This window comes from Hoylesella nanceiensis DSM 19126 = JCM 15639 (assembly GCF_000379965.1).
Classification (GTDB): Bacteria; Bacteroidota; Bacteroidia; order Bacteroidales; family Bacteroidaceae; genus Prevotella; species Prevotella nanceiensis.
The window spans coordinates 158,443-173,207 of sequence record NZ_KB904327.1; the positions used below are offsets into that span (position 1 = coordinate 158,443).

The 14,765-nt window shown below is 36.4% G+C and carries 12 protein-coding genes; all 12 read right to left on the reverse strand.

All coding sequences use genetic code 11. The features are described from left to right. Window positions 1-344: 344 nt before the first annotated feature. A complete protein-coding gene (locus A3GM_RS0100700) occupies window positions 345-2,048 on the reverse strand; it encodes an AAA family ATPase (RefSeq protein WP_044124363.1) in 1,704 nt (567 codons plus the stop codon). Window positions 2,049-2,085: 37 nt separating this feature from the next. Further along, window positions 2,086-4,596, reverse strand: coding sequence for a transglycosylase domain-containing protein (locus A3GM_RS0100705; RefSeq protein ID WP_018361469.1), 2,511 nt, complete (start codon window positions 4,594-4,596; stop codon window positions 2,086-2,088). Window positions 4,597-4,640: 44 nt separating this feature from the next. Further along, window positions 4,641-5,543: a tRNA (adenosine(37)-N6)-dimethylallyltransferase MiaA gene (gene miaA / locus A3GM_RS0100710; RefSeq protein ID WP_018361470.1), complete on the reverse strand. Its 903-nt coding sequence runs from the start codon at window positions 5,541-5,543 to the stop codon at window positions 4,641-4,643. After that, window positions 5,540-6,310 carry an acyl-ACP--UDP-N-acetylglucosamine O-acyltransferase gene (gene lpxA, locus A3GM_RS0100715; RefSeq protein ID WP_018361471.1) on the reverse strand — a complete coding sequence of 257 codons (771 nt, stop codon included), beginning with the start codon at window positions 6,308-6,310 and terminating at the stop codon, window positions 5,540-5,542. Before lpxA ends, miaA begins: the two co-directional genes overlap by 4 nt. A gap of 20 nt (window positions 6,311-6,330) precedes the next feature. Further along, window positions 6,331-7,722, reverse strand: a complete 1,392-nt coding sequence (locus tag A3GM_RS0100720) for a bifunctional UDP-3-O-[3-hydroxymyristoyl] N-acetylglucosamine deacetylase/3-hydroxyacyl-ACP dehydratase (protein ID WP_018361472.1) — start codon at window positions 7,720-7,722, stop codon at window positions 6,331-6,333. Window positions 7,723-7,740: 18 nt separating this feature from the next. Beyond that, window positions 7,741-8,778: a UDP-3-O-(3-hydroxymyristoyl)glucosamine N-acyltransferase gene (gene lpxD / locus A3GM_RS0100725; protein ID WP_018361473.1), complete on the reverse strand. Its 1,038-nt coding sequence runs from the start codon at window positions 8,776-8,778 to the stop codon at window positions 7,741-7,743. A 48-nt stretch (window positions 8,779-8,826) separates the two neighbouring features. Then, window positions 8,827-10,050, reverse strand: a complete 1,224-nt coding sequence (locus A3GM_RS0100730) for an HD domain-containing protein (protein ID WP_018361474.1) — start codon at window positions 10,048-10,050, stop codon at window positions 8,827-8,829. Window position 10,051: 1 nt separating this feature from the next. Then, window positions 10,052-10,876, reverse strand: a complete 825-nt coding sequence (pyrF, locus tag A3GM_RS0100735) for an orotidine-5'-phosphate decarboxylase (RefSeq protein WP_018361475.1) — start codon at window positions 10,874-10,876, stop codon at window positions 10,052-10,054. A 67-nt stretch (window positions 10,877-10,943) separates the two neighbouring features. Further along, complete coding sequence (prfA, locus tag A3GM_RS0100740) at window positions 10,944-12,053, reverse strand: peptide chain release factor 1 (protein ID WP_018361476.1); 1,110 nt, start codon at window positions 12,051-12,053, stop codon at window positions 10,944-10,946. Between the two features lie 2 nt (window positions 12,054-12,055). After that, complete coding sequence (locus A3GM_RS0100745) at window positions 12,056-13,222, reverse strand: AIR synthase-related protein (RefSeq protein ID WP_018361477.1); 1,167 nt, start codon at window positions 13,220-13,222, stop codon at window positions 12,056-12,058. 51 nt (window positions 13,223-13,273) lie between these two features. Beyond that, window positions 13,274-14,017 (reverse strand): shikimate dehydrogenase family protein, encoded by a 744-nt coding sequence (locus tag A3GM_RS0100750; protein ID WP_018361478.1) that lies wholly within the window; start codon window positions 14,015-14,017, stop codon window positions 13,274-13,276. A gap of 10 nt (window positions 14,018-14,027) precedes the next feature. Beyond that, entirely contained in the window at window positions 14,028-14,762 is a 735-nt protein-coding gene (ubiE, locus tag A3GM_RS0100755) for a bifunctional demethylmenaquinone methyltransferase/2-methoxy-6-polyprenyl-1,4-benzoquinol methylase UbiE (RefSeq protein ID WP_018361479.1), read from the reverse strand. Between the last annotated feature and the right edge of the window lie 3 nt (window positions 14,763-14,765).

Consider the following 14,765-nt stretch of genomic DNA (forward strand, 5'->3'; position numbering starts at 1 on the left):
TTGTTATGATATTCATATCTTCTTGTTCTGAATAATATTGACTTTCCGTGGTATTTGTATATGTTTTGCCATGCAATAGCATTGCTTTTACAACCTAATATCATTGCTTTTGTTGAGGATAAAAGTAATGAGACGAAAGAGAAGAGAGTGCTCTTGAGAAAAGGAGAGAAAGAATGTGAAGGTTGTAGGACAAAAGATAGGTATTTTATAAGAAAGTATTTGTATAGAATAGAGCTGCCCCTTGTTTATAGAAATAAACGAATAGGATAGAAATAGAAAACGAAAAGAATAGTAAAGAGTCGGTATTTGATGAGAATGATTTATAAAAAATAAGTCAACTCCATTTATTTTTGAGTTGACTTATTCAATTTTTCAATTCTTTTTCTTGGTTCTGGATAATCAGGGCATAACTTAAGTGCCTTCTCGTAATTCTTTATTGCCGCTTCAAAAAAGTGTTCTTTTTCACATTCCCTGCCCATCATTGTATATTCAACTGCAAGCTCTTTTAAAAAACGATTGTGCTGATTTAGCTCGTCTTTTATACGTTTATTCTCTCTTTTAAGTTTGCTTATTTCGCTCAACTTATATTGAATAAATCGCTTTTGAAGAGGCTTTTCGATATCATAACGTTGGTGAATGGCAATGAAAAAGTGCGAAAGAGCCTCTTTCATATCTCCTTTATTAAAAGCAAGAATCGCTTGTTGGTATTCTCTATCTGCCTTACTTTCTTCCAACACCTGCTTAATCAAATCTTGATTGTTGTATCTTTGAGCAAATTGGACAATCTCAGAGCGAATAAAGACGTCTTCCTTTCTGATAGGGTATTTTAGACTTATGCCTTCGAGCGAGGTACATCTGCTTAGGGCAACGTATGTTTGTCCACCTGCAAAGACACCACCTGTTAAGTCGATATTTACATTGTTGAATGTAAGTCCCTGACTTTTATGAATGGTAATTGCCCATGCCAGTTTTAAAGGGTATTGTTGGTAAATGCCAATTTCTTGCTCTTCTATCTTTTGTTCTTTTTCGTTGTACGAATAAATAATATTACTCCAAATCTCTTGTTCTACATTTACTTCTTCACCTTTTTCGGTGCGAACAACAATAATGGTAGGCTCTTCCTTACTGAATGATACGATAGTTCCAAGAGTTCCATTTACCCATCGTTTTTCTTTGTCATTCTTAATAAATAGCACCTGAGCACCAACCTTTAGATAAAGTTCTATCGGAGTGGGGAGATTACTTTCAGGAAAGTCACCCTCAATATGTCCATATAGAGTGATAGGTTTACCAGGTAGGCGAGAGAGTTCTTGCTCATTGATATGGTCTACGGTGTCTCTTTTGCCTGAAAGGGTTATGGCAAGTTTATTCTTATCATTGGCAATAACCTTTCCTACTTGTTGATTTAAAGTAGACAGCTGGTCGATTGATACGCTTGTTGTTCTGATGCTATCGAGAATATTAATGAAAGTGGGATCGGTTTGGCGGTAAACCTTTTGCAATTCAATAGACACCAATTTCATTTCTTTAAAGACAAGAGCATCGAAAAAGAAAGTAGATGGATAATATGGTTTTAAGAGTTGACGTTCATCTTCTTTTAAAACAGGTTCTAGTTGGTACATATCTCCAACTAAAAGTAATTGCTTTCCTCCAAATGGTTGATAGATATTGCGAGAATAAACACGTAAAACCTTATCGATGAAGTCGATAATATCAGCTCTAACCATTGAAATTTCATCGATAATAATCAATTCAACTTCTCTTAAAATCTTTCGTTTCTCACCGTTATATTTGAGTGTGTCTTTTAGCTTCCGTTGCGTATAACGAGTGTCATTGGGGAGGAGTGGGTGGAAAGGAAGTTTGAAGAAACTATGTAAAGTGCTTCCACCTGCATTAATTGCAGCTATGCCTGTTGGAGCAAGAACAATATATTTCTTTTTTGTTGTTTGAGCAATATAACGCAGAAAGGTGCTCTTTCCTGTGCCTGCCTTTCCTGTTAAGAATAGTGTTTGATGCGTGTTTTGAATAATCCTGATAGCATCTTGCATCTCAGGATTATTCAAATCGACATTCAATTTATTTTTCTTAGAGTTGTTCAAAATTTACAACTTGTTCTTTATTCTTTTTGTTTTGTTTATCGCTACGTTGGTTTTGGTCTTTCTCGTTGGTAGGTGTTGATTCGTGTTTTGCTCCTTCGTTAGGAACTATTCGAATGTTACCATCTTCGTCGAGAATGATTTCTTCGTGAGAGATACTTGCACTATCTGTTTCTGTTGTATCTCTTCTTGAAGATGAATAGTAGCTTTGGCAATTATACATACTGCTTGTAATATCGTCGCCTTTAGGCTTACCAAACTGTCCATGATATTTCTTAAAGGCGCTATCGCCAAACACTGATTGTAAGAAATAACCACATATTGGTAGCGCTGTACGTGCTCCTTGTCCTAAAGCACCTGTTCTAAAGTGGATACTTCTATATTCTCCACCAACCCAAGCACCGCAAACAAGTTTAGGACTAACACACATAAACCATGCATCTGAGTGGTTGTTTGAAGTTCCTGTCTTTCCTCCAAAGTCGGTATCTCTATAGTTTCCTACATAAGCCCATAAGCTTTGAGATGTTCCACCTGGTTCTCTCATACCGCCCATTAATAGTTGTTGCATAAAGAAGGCGCTCTTATAAGAGATTACTTGTGTGTCACTTGTAGGAGCAGCATATACCTCATGGCCGTCTTTATCTAGGATTCTTGTAACCAATATTGGGTCGTGATGCTTTCCATCGTCCGCAATTACGCTATAAGCATTGGTCAGTTCAAGTAGGTTGATATCGCTAGAGCCAAGTGCAAGAGATGGAGTAGGGTCTAAAGGACTTTTGATACCCATCTTTTGAGCAGTTTCGATAACACGTTGAATACCCATTTCTTGTCCCAAACGGACAGCAACAGAGTTGATACTTCTTGCAAAAGCACCCTTTAAAGGAATAGAGTCTCCGCTAAAACGTCCATTTGCATTAGATGGAGTCCAAGTTACTTCTTCGCCTTTTTTCTTATCAAATACCTTCATAGAGATAAACTCGTCTCTTCGTTTGTCACAAGGAGTTAGACCTTGATTCATTGCTTCTGTATAAACAAAGAGTTTGAAAGTAGAACCAGGTTGACGCATTGCTGTCACCTTGTCGTATTTCCATGAGTTGAAATCGATATCTCCAACCCATGCTTTTACTTCACCTGTTTGAGGCTCCATTGCTACGAATGCACAGTGCATGAAGTGTACCATGTAGCGAATAGAGTCCATTGTAGATATTTCTTTCTCAATAGTTCCCTTATCATAGTCGAATAACTTAACCGTATGAGGCTTGTTGAGATAATATGAAATGGAATCGGGATTGTTGGGGAACTTAGCCAATAAGTATTTATAGTATGGCTGTTTTTGGGCGATGTTCTCGATGAAATTAGGAATCTTGTTACCATTCTCGTCAATCCATGGATCGTTATTTCCCCAGTGGTTGTTGAAGTTTCGTTGCACTTGTCGCATTTGCTTGCGTGCAGCATCTTCTGCATATTTCTGCATACGAGAATCGATTGTGGTATAGATTTTTAAACCACTACTATATAGATCGATTCCGTTTTCATCACACCAAGCCTTTAGATGGTCGGCAACGGCTTCTCTAAAGTATTGTGCTTGTCCATCATAGTTTTTCTCAACCTTTACATCTAGTTTGATAGGAATTTGAGTTAATGAATCGTATTCAGCCTTTGTAATGTCGTTATGCTGGTGCATTCTCCATAAAACTGTATTTCTTCTCTTTAAACTATTCTCTGGATTAGTGATAGGGTTGTATGATGTTGTGGCTTTCAACATACCAACCAATACTGCAGATTGCTCAATGGTGAGATCTTTTGGGGTTGTGTTGAAGTAGGTTTTACTTGCAGTTTTTATACCATAAGAGTTAGCTCCGAAGTCTACAGTGTTTGCATACATCGTAAGAATTTCTTCTTTATCGTATACCATTTCAAGCTTAGTGGCAATGATCCACTCTTTACTTTTCATGATAAGCATACGAATTCCAGGGATACCTCCTAATAAACCAGTAGAATAGTTGGTACGGACACGGAACATATTTTTAGCCAACTGCTGTGTGATTGTTGATGCACCACGAGCGTCATGGCGGAAAATTGCATCTTTTGCAGCTGCAAATAATCCTGGAATATCAATACCAAAGTGATGATAGAAACGCTCATCTTCTGTGTCAATAAGTGTTTTCCAGAAGATAGGATTAACATCGCTATATTTCACAGGGGTTCTATTCTCATTGAAGTATTTACCAATGAGAACACCATCTGCGCTATAAATTTCTGATGCTTCGGATGTAGTTGGCTTTTTGATTTCACTGAATCCAGGTGATTTACCAAATAACCATAAGAAGTTTATGTCTACAGCAATGAGATAAATAGCTATGAATACGAAAAAAGAGGCAATACCTGATAGTGCTTTGATGTACCATGCTCTACCTACAAAAAGCTTCTTGTACCATGTGAAAAAGGCTTTTGTCTTTTGCACTAATAAACTAAATATCTTTTTTATTTTATCAATCATCTCTCTAATTATTTGTTATTACAAAAATACAAAATACATTGTAACTATAAAACACTGTCTATGTATTTTATAATTTCTTTAGTATTGAAAGGCGAGAACCATTTAATGTCTTGATCTCTTTTGAACCAAGTCATCTGTTTTCGCATGTATTGTCTTGTATTGGATTGGATTCTACGAATGGCTTCTGCGTAATCTATTTGGTTATCTAAATACTCAAAAAATTCTTTATAACCAACTGTGTTTAATGATGTTAGATGTTTAAAGGGATAAACACTTTTTACTTCTTCTAATAAGCCATTTTCTGTCATGGTTAATACACGAGCATTAATACGCTCATACATCTCTTCTCTTGGAAGTGTTAGACCAATTTTGATGATTTCGAAGGGACGTTCTTTAACAGAATTCTTTCTGAAAGAAGTGTAAGTTTTACCTGTTTGTAAGCATACTTCAAGTGCATGTATAACTCGACGATAATTCTTCTTGTCTACAATGTCATAATGAACAGGGTCTAGTTCTTTTAACTCTGCAAGTAAAGGCTCTAGTCCTTCTTGTTCAAAGCGATTCTTTAGTAGTTCCCTTATCTCATTATTAATAGTAGGAATATCATCTATTCCTTTACATACAGCATCGATGTACATCATACTTCCACCTGAAAGGAGAAGTGCGTCGTGTGTTTTAAATTCGTTATTGATTATTTTAAGTGCCTCTTCTTCATAAATGGCGGCACTATAATAGTCGTGTATACTATTGGAACCAACAAAATAATGTTGAACATCTTGTTGTTCTTCACTTGTTGGAGCTGCTGTACCTATAGGCAATTCTCTAAAAATCTGTCGAGAATCGGCATTGATAATAGGCGAATTAAGATGCTTTGCTAATTCTAAGCTACATTGTGTTTTGCCAACAGATGTTGGTCCCAATAGAACAAAAAGCTTATGCTTTTTCATACGATGATTCCACGTTGAGAAGACTCTACGAAATCAATAATGTATTGAATCTCTTTAGTAATCTGAAGATTTTTCTTGATTTCAAGAATTCCTTCTTCTTTAATTCCTTTTGAATATAACAAGCGATAAGCATCGTGAATGAGTGTAATTAGCTCATTGCTAAAGCCTCTTCTGCGTAAACCAACAATGTTAATTCCTGCATAGCGTGTAGGTTCTTTGCCTGCAATAATAAATGGAGGAATGTCTTTAGAGAAACGGCAACCACCTTGTATCATTACATAACCTCCAATCTTGCAAAACTGATGGCATAAAACTGAAGCGCTGATGATGGCATTATCTTCTACAATAACTTCTCCTGCGAACTTTGTTGAGTTACCAACAATGATGTTTGAGCCGATAATACAGTCGTGAGCGATGTGCATACTCTCCATAAGTAGGTTGTTGCTTCCTACTTTTGTGGTTCCTGTTGAAGCGGTTCCACGAGATATTGTTACGTTTTCACGAATACTATTGTTATCGCCTACTTCGCAAAGAGTATCTTCCCCAGCATATTTAAGGTCTTGAGGTTTGGTTGAAATGCTTGCTCCAGGGAAGAATTCATTGTTGCTTCCAATTCTTGCACCTCTGCTTATTGTGACGCTATTTTGTAGGTTATTGTTATCGCCAATAACGGTATTGTCGTCAATGAAGCAAAAAGGACCAATTATATTATTATCTCCAATCTTTGCATTGGGATGTACATAAGCTAAGGGACTGATGTTATTCATATTAAAAAGAACTTATTGAGTTATTTGTTTTTTATAATGCTTGCTGTGAAAGTTGCTTCTGATACAACTTTGTCTCCAACAAACATATAACCTTTCATTGAACTGATTCCATGACGAACAGGGTGGAGTAGTTCTACTTTAAATAATAAGGTATCTCCTGGAACGACCTTTTGACGGAACTTAACATCGTTGATGCTTAAGAAATATGTAGACCATCTTTCTGGTTCTTCTACTTGGTTTAATACAAGAAGACCTCCACATTGTGCCATAGCTTCAATTTGAAGAACGCCTGGCATTACTGGTTCTGTAGGGAAGTGTCCTACAAAGAAAGGTTCGTTACTTGTGACATTCTTAACTCCAACAATACTTGTTGCACCCATTGCGATAATCTTATCAATGAGTTGCATTGGATAACGGTGAGGAAGAAGTTCTCTAATTCGGTTGTTATCCATTATTGGTTCTTCGTTGGGATCATAGATAGGAGCTTGCACTTCATGCTTTCTTATCTCTTTTCTGATAAGACGTGCAAACTTATTATTGATAGTATGACCAGGACGTGTTGCAACAATTCGACCTTTAAGAGGTTTTCCAATTAAAGCAACGTCACCGATAATATCAAGTAGTTTGTGTCGAGTACATTCATTATCCCATTGTAAAGGTTTGTTTTGAATGTAGCCAATCTTGTTAGCATCCATTCTTTGAACCTTCAATACGTCTGCAAGCTTATCTAATTGTTCTTGCTCTAACAAACGTTCATATATGACAATAGCATTATCAAGGTCGCCTCCTTTGATTAAGTTTGCATCTAAAAGTGGGATAATATCTCTTACAAACACGAATGTTCGTGCTGGAGCAATTTCCTTTTCATAATTTGCTATATTGTCTAAAGTGGCGAATTGACTGCTAATAAACTTAGAATCAAAAGAGCACATTGCAGTAATACTGAACTCTTCATCAGGTAAAATGGTTATGCAACTACCTGTTTCTTCGTCTTTTACTTCAATCTTATGTCTGATGATATAATAATCTTTAGGAGCATTTTGCTCTACCAATCCTATGCTTTTAATTCTTTCTACATAGATAGTTGCAGAGCCATCAAGGATTGGAAACTCGGGTCCATTCACCTGAATTAAACAGTTGTCAACTCCAAGAGCATATAATGCAGATAGTCCATGTTCAATAGTTGACACACGAACATCTCCAACAGCAACCACTGTTCCTCTAGTTGTATCTACAACTTTTTCTGCAACAGCATCGATAATAGGTTGGCCTTCAAGGTCAATTCGTTGAATTTTATAACCTGTATTCTCTGGAGCTGGATTGAAAGTAACAGTAAGATTAAGACCTGTGTGTAAGCCTTTTCCACAAAGAGAGAAGCTTCCTTTGAGAGTCTTTTGTTTTGTTGTTTCCATTATATTTATTCTTTTATTTTATTGTTGTTTGTTTTTCAACTCTTCAACCTCTTTCTTTAAAGCATTGAGTTGCGAATAAATCTCGGGTAAGCGTTGGAATATCGCTTGTGATTTGAAGTATGCTCTTTGTGGCATAGGAGGTGTTCCGATGAGTTGTTGATTATCTGCTAGACTTCCTGGAACGCCTGATTGAGCTCCTAAAAAGACTTTATTACCAATCTTTATGTGTCCTGCAACTCCAACTTGACCACCGAACATACACCATTCTCCAACAGATGTGCTACCAGCAATACCTACTTGAGCAGACATTACGGTGTTCTTTCCTATATCAGTGTTATGAGCTATCTGTACTAAGTTATCGAGTTTTACTCCTTTGCGAATATAAGTACTTCCCATAGTAGAACGGTCTACACATGAATTGGCACCGATTTCGACGTCGTCTTCAATGGTAACTATTCCTATTTGGGGGATTTTATCATATCCATTTTCAGAAGGGGCGAAACCAAATCCGTCTGCACCTATAACGCTTCCTGAATGTATAATGATATTATTTCCTAATTTACATTCTTGGTATATTGTTACATTTGGATAGATAATACAGTTGTTTCCAATAGAAGTATTATCCAAGATAACAGCGTGGGGATACACTTGTGTGTTGTCTCCAATGGTTACTCCTTCGCCAATAAAAGCAAAAGGACCGATATATACATCTTTTCCAATCGTTGCAGAAGATGCTATTGAAGCTGTAGAATCAATACCTTTCTTTTGAGGTTTTGATGCACTATATATCTGAAGTAGTTTTGCAACTGCCTCATAAGCATTCTTTACTCTAATCAAAGTGGTTGATATTGGCTTGTCTAAGACTACATATTCGTCTAAAAGAACAATGCTTGATTGAGTAGTATATATATAATGTACATATTTTGGATTTGATATAAACGAGATAGCACCTTGCTTTCCTTCCTCTATTTTTGCAAAGGAATTAATGGTTGCATTCTCATTTCCTTCAATTCTTCCATTGATAACTTGAGCAATTTGCTTTGCTGTAAATTCCATTTCCTTATTTTTGCGTATATTTAGATTTGCAAATATAGCAAAAAAAACTTAGATCCGTTGATGGCATAAGTAATATTTGCAAATTTTTTTAGATAGGAGTTCTACATTAAATAATTCAGAAGCTTGAGTAATATCTTTATAACTTCCGTCCTTATATAATATATCTATTTGGTCATCATTCATGCTATACATATCTTTTTGAATGGTGCTGTAATTGATGAAATAATGACTTTCTTCCTTGCTTAGTTGATATTTCTCTCTTATTTTCTTTTCGATATCTTCCAACTGCATACTATCAATAGGTTCATCGTAAACCTTAACTTTGAAAGTTTCTCTGTTAATGAGGTCTTTAGATAATATCGAGAGAACCTTATCTGAATGTCCTTGCCATACTTTTATTGCACTCCAAATATCAGAATCATCTAGTTGTTTATACCAGAAAATAGTTTCTTCTTTTTTATTATTAATCCAATCTTTGTCGATGTTGTTGCTAATAAAATAATGTAGGGCAGGAGATGCGAAGAGATTCTCACCATTTAGTTGGAGCGTTTTTGCTCGTTTTAGGATATTGATTAATATTTTCTCGCAGGCAACAGCCGTCTTATGTAAGTACACTTGCCAATACATCAAACGGCGTGAGGTTAAATAATTCTCTATAGAATAGATACCTTTTGCCTGAACCATCAATCTATCCTCACGAACATCTAGCATCTTTATAATTCTATCAGAAGCTATTTTTCCTTCTGCAACGCCTGTAAAGAAACTATCTCTACATAGATAATCAAGTCTATCCATATCTAGTTGGCTACTTATAAGTTGATGAAGAAAAGCTTTAGGGTATTTATCTTCAAAGATATTTATAGCCAAAGTTAGTCTGCCTCCCAAGTCCTTATTCATCTCTTTCATTAAGAAAAGCGAGATTTCTTCGTGTGAGATGCCTTGTATAAGCGTGTTTTCAAGGACATGAGAGAATGGCCCATGACCGATATCATGTAATAAGATGGCTGCTTGAACTGCTTCGGCTTCACTGTCAAAGATGAATACTCCCTTCTGAGACAGTGACAATATAGCCTCGCTCATCAAATGAAAAGCGCCTAAAGAATGTTGAAAGCGAGTGTGTTGAGCACCTGGATAAACCATTGATGCTAAGCCTAATTGCTTTATTCTAGATAGTCGCTGTATCGTTGGATGATTAACAATATCCATTAATAAACCACCAGGTATTTTTATAAAGCCAAATACCGGGTCGTTAATAATTTTTGTTTCAGACATCTTATAATACCTTCTTTAGCTCTTCCGCCATTTCTTCGTGCAATTCTTTTGCCTTTTGTCCTGCAACAGTTGCAAAATCTTCATCTGCTGATGCGAAGATAATTCCACGAGAACTATTCACAAGTAGTCCACATTCTTTAGTGATGCCATATTTGCAAACCTCTTGTAAACTACCTCCTTGAGCACCTACACCAGGAACAAGTAGGAAGTTATCAGGTGCAAGTTCTCTTATCTTTGAGAACATAGAGCCTTGAGTAGCTCCCACAACAAACATCAAGTTTTCTTTGTTTCCCCATTCTTGAGTCTTGCTTAAGATGTGTTGGAATACTTGCTTTCCGTTTTTATCTTCTATGAATTGGAAATCGTGTGAGCCCTTATTGCTTGTAAGTGCAAGAACGATAGTCCATTTGTTTTCATAATCTAAGAAAGGTTGAACACTGTCTTCTCCCATATATGGCGCAACAGTTATAGCGTCAACATCATACTCTTCGAAGAAAGTTTTAGCATACATCTTAGCTGTATTACCAATATCCCCACGCTTTGCGTCAGCGATAATAAATACTTCAGGGTAGTTCTCCTTTATATATCTAACGATTTTATCAAAAGTGATAAGTCCTTTTATACCCAAACATTCAAAGAAAGCGATATTGGGTTTGTAAGCAACAGAGTAGGGAGCTGTTGTATCAACAATTTGTTTTAGGAATTCAAAGATAGGGTCTTCTAATTCAAGAAGATGCTTAGGAATCTTGTTTATATCTGGATCTAATCCAACACAAAGGAAACTTTTCTTTGTAAAAATCTGATTGATAAGTTCTTTTCTATTCATGATTCTTTTATTATAATATGGTATATGAAAAATGGTGGAGTGACAATACACTCACACCATCAATTTATTATAATTCTGCTTCTTTTAATTTTTCTGTATTTTCAGCAACAATTAAAGCGTCAATCATTGCTTGGATATCTCCACCAATAAACCCTTGAAGGTCGTGAGTTGTATATCCAATGCGATGGTCGGTAACTCTTCCTTGCGGATAGTTGTATGTTCTAATCTTAGCAGATCTATCACCTGTCGATACTAGCGACTTTCTTCTACTTGCGATATCGTCAACATATTTCTGATGTTCTCTGTCATATATAAATGTACGAAGACGTGATAATGCTCGTTCTTTATTCTTTGGTTGGTCTCTAGTCTCAGTACATTCGATAAGAATTTCTTCAACTTCTCCTGTGTTAGGATTCTTCCAAGGATAACGAAGACGAACACCCGATTCCACTTTGTTCACATTCTGTCCACCAGCACCAGAACTACGGAAGGTATCCCACTTGATATCTCCTTCGTTAATGTTTACCTCAAACTTGTCAGCTTCAGGTAGAACTGCAACTGTTGCTGCAGAAGTATGCATTCTTCCTTGTGTTTCTGTTGCAGGAACTCGTTGTACACGATGCACTCCCGATTCGTATTTTAATATACCATATACGTTTGCTCCAGTTACAGAGAAGGCAATTTCTTTAAATCCGCCCATTGTTCCTTCCGACTCATTTGTTATAGAAATACCCCAACCCATAGAGTCACAATATTTCTTATACATTTGAAATAGGTCGCCAGCAAATAGAGCTGCCTCGTCACCTCCAGTGCCAGCTCTAATCTCTACCTCAACATTTTTTGCGTCTTCAGGATCTTTTGGAACAAGAGCGATTTTAATTTCTTCTTCTAATTTAGGAAGAAGAGGCTCGTTTGCTTGTAATTCTTCACGAGCAATCTCACGCATATCCTGATCAGTTTCATTTGCCAAAATATCCTTTGCCTCTTTAATAACATTAAGACATGCAACATATTTCTTTCTTGCTTCCATTATATCGCCTAAGTCTTTATATTCTTTTGTTAGGCGAACATATCTATTTTGGTCGGCAATTACTGCAGGGTCTGTTATAAGAGTTGAAACTTCTTCAAATCTACTTTCTAATCCTTCTAATTTGCTAAGTAAGCTATTTTCTGCCATAATTAATAATTAAAAACACCGAACTCTGATTTAATTGTGAGCGAAGGTTTGTTATCTTCTTCAACATGTCCAATAACTTGTGCGTCGATGTTAAATGATTTACTTATTTGTATAATATCTTCTGCATCTTCAGGGCTTACATATATTTCCATTCTATGGCCCATATTGAAGACTTGGTACATTTCTTTCCAATCAGTGTTGCTTTCCTCTTTTATTATTCTAAATAGCGGGGGGACAGCAAACATATTATTTTTTATAATTCTACAATTATCATTGATGAAATGAAGAACCTTGGTCTGTGCTCCACCTGTGCAGTGAATCATTCCGTGTATCTTATTTCTTTTTGCATCTAAGATCTTTCTAATAACAGGAGCATAAGTACGAGTAGGAGACAAAACCAATTGTCCTGCGTCAATTCCTAAACCTTCTATTTGCTCTGTTAGAGTCTTAGTACCGCTATAAACCAATTCTTGTGGAATTGAGTTGTCGAAGCTTTCAGGGTATTTAGTTGCTAAATATTTAGAGAAAACATCGTGGCGAGCGCTTGTTAAGCCGTTACTACCCATACCCCCATTATAAGATTTCTCATAAGTAGCTTGACCTGAAGATGATAATCCAACGATAACATCACCTGGTTGTATCTTGCTATTGTCGATAACATCAGACTTTTTCATTCTGCAAGCAACTGTAGAGTCTACAATGATAGTTCTAACAAGGTCGCCAACGTCTGCTGTTTCTCCTCCTGTTGGGTAGATTCCTACACCCATTTCACGCATATCTGCAAGAAGTTCATCTGTTCCATTGATAATTGCAGAAATTACTTCACCAGGGATAAGCATCTTGTTGCGTCCGATAGTACTTGATACAAGTATATTGTCAACGGCACCAACGCATAAAAGGTCGTCTGTATTCATCACGATTGCATCTTGTGCAATACCTTTCCATACATTGATGTCGCCTGTTTCTTTCCAATACATATAAGCTAAAGAACTCTTTGTTCCTGCGCCATCGGCATGCATAATATTACAGTATTCATCGTCTCCTCCGAGAATATCGGGGATTATTTTGCAAAAAGCTTTTGGAAAAATGCCTTTATCTATGTTCTTTATAGCGTTGTGTACATCTTCTTTTGCTGCAGACACACCACGTAAGTTATAGCGATTATCCATGTCTTATTTGTTATTTATCTTATATGTTTATATAATATTGAAATGTCATTCTTATTTTCCGTGCCAATATTCCCAGCTAACAAAAGCTTGAAGTAGAAGCATTTCCAACCCATTTTTTACGGTAGCACCTTGCGATGCGCCCTTTTTCATAAATGTTGTTTCGTTTGGATTATATATTAAGTCGTATAATAAATGAGAACTATCCATAGCCTCATAGGGAAGTTCGGGAAAAGAATCAGAGTTGGGGTACATTCCAAGTGGAGTGCAATTTACAATCACCTTATATTCTTTAATGATGTCTTCAGTAACTTCGCTGTAGGTGATAGCATTTATTTGAGGTGTTCTACTTACAAAAAGGACTTCTAGTCCTAATGATTTTAAACCAAATGCAATGGCTTTTGCAGATCCACCTGTTCCCAAAATAAGAGCCTTTTTGTGTATTCGCTCTAGTAAAGGTTCAATACTTTGGGTAAAGCCAACAACGTCGCTATTAAATCCTTTCAGTATGGTTTTACTTCCTTGGTGCGTTATTTTAACTACATTCACAGCTCCTATTGTAGTTGCTTCAGGAGTTACTTCATCAAGATAGGGGATAATTTGCTCTTTGTAAGGAATGGTAACGTTCAAACCTTTCAAGTCTGGATTCGACGCAATGATTTCAAATATATCTTCGATGTTTGATATTTCATAGTTGACATACACCGCATCAATATTCTCATTTTTAAACTTTTCATTGAAATAATTCAACGAAAACGAATGTCCGAGCTTTAATCCTATTAATCCATACTGTTCCATACCCGTTGTATTATTTAGTTGCTAAATACATTGTACAAACGCCAAAGGTTAAGCGTTCAAACTTAACTTCGGTAAAACCAATGTTCTGCAATATCTCTTGCATCTTCTCTCCTTGGGGGAAAGCCTCAATAGATGCGGTTAGATATTCATACGCATTTCGGTCTTTTGATATTAATCTTCCACATAGAGGAAGTATTGTATGAGAGTACACCTTAAATATCTGCTTCATAGGGAAGGAGATAGGAGAGGTTAACTCGATGACACAAAGATGGCCACCGGGTTTTAATACTCTGTGCATTTCTTTTAAACCTTGTTCTAAGTTTGAGAAGTTTCTTATTCCAAAGGCTGCAGTTACAGCGTCAAAAGAATAATCCGCAAAACTCAAATTCATACAATCTTCTCTAGCAAAAGATATTATTTTATTTAGTTTTGCTTGTAAAACTTTTCGTTTACCTATTTCCATCATTCCCTCAGAGATATCTACTCCGATGAGAGTTGTAGGCTGAAGAGTTTGTGCTGCCTGTATTGCAAAGTCGCCAGTACCTGTTGCAATGTCGAGGATTGATGCAGGGTTATGTTTAGCGAGCTCTTTAATAGCTCTCTTTCTCCATAATCTATCAATCTCTAATGACAAGCTATGGTTAAGGCTGTCATAAGTGGGAGCAATGTTATCAAACATTTGCTCCACTTGTTTGCCTTTATCTTCGTCACCTTTATAAGGTTTAATGTTCTCTTGTTTGTACATTAA

Bases quoted from the DNA above. Each gene is read 5' to 3' on its own strand.
- A3GM_RS0100700 (WP_044124363.1), bottom strand. From the start codon at position 2,048: ATGCAAGATGCTATCAGGATTATTCAAAACACGCATCAAACACTATTC.
- A3GM_RS0100705 (WP_018361469.1), bottom strand. From the start codon at position 4,596: ATGATTGATAAAATAAAAAAGATATTTAGTTTATTAGTGCAAAAGACA.
- miaA (WP_018361470.1), bottom strand. From the start codon at position 5,543: ATGAAAAAGCATAAGCTTTTTGTTCTATTGGGACCAACATCTGTTGGC.
- lpxA (WP_018361471.1), bottom strand. From the start codon at position 6,310: ATGAATAACATCAGTCCCTTAGCTTATGTACATCCCAATGCAAAGATT.
- A3GM_RS0100720 (WP_018361472.1), bottom strand. From the start codon at position 7,722: ATGGAAACAACAAAACAAAAGACTCTCAAAGGAAGCTTCTCTCTTTGT.
- lpxD (WP_018361473.1), bottom strand. From the start codon at position 8,778: ATGGAATTTACAGCAAAGCAAATTGCTCAAGTTATCAATGGAAGAATT.
- A3GM_RS0100730 (WP_018361474.1), bottom strand. From the start codon at position 10,050: ATGTCTGAAACAAAAATTATTAACGACCCGGTATTTGGCTTTATAAAA.
- pyrF (WP_018361475.1), bottom strand. From the start codon at position 10,876: ATGAATAGAAAAGAACTTATCAATCAGATTTTTACAAAGAAAAGTTTC.
- prfA (WP_018361476.1), bottom strand. From the start codon at position 12,053: ATGGCAGAAAATAGCTTACTTAGCAAATTAGAAGGATTAGAAAGTAGA.
- A3GM_RS0100745 (WP_018361477.1), bottom strand. From the start codon at position 13,222: ATGGATAATCGCTATAACTTACGTGGTGTGTCTGCAGCAAAAGAAGAT.
- A3GM_RS0100750 (WP_018361478.1), bottom strand. From the start codon at position 14,017: ATGGAACAGTATGGATTAATAGGATTAAAGCTCGGACATTCGTTTTCG.
- ubiE (WP_018361479.1), bottom strand. From the start codon at position 14,762: ATGTACAAACAAGAGAACATTAAACCTTATAAAGGTGACGAAGATAAA.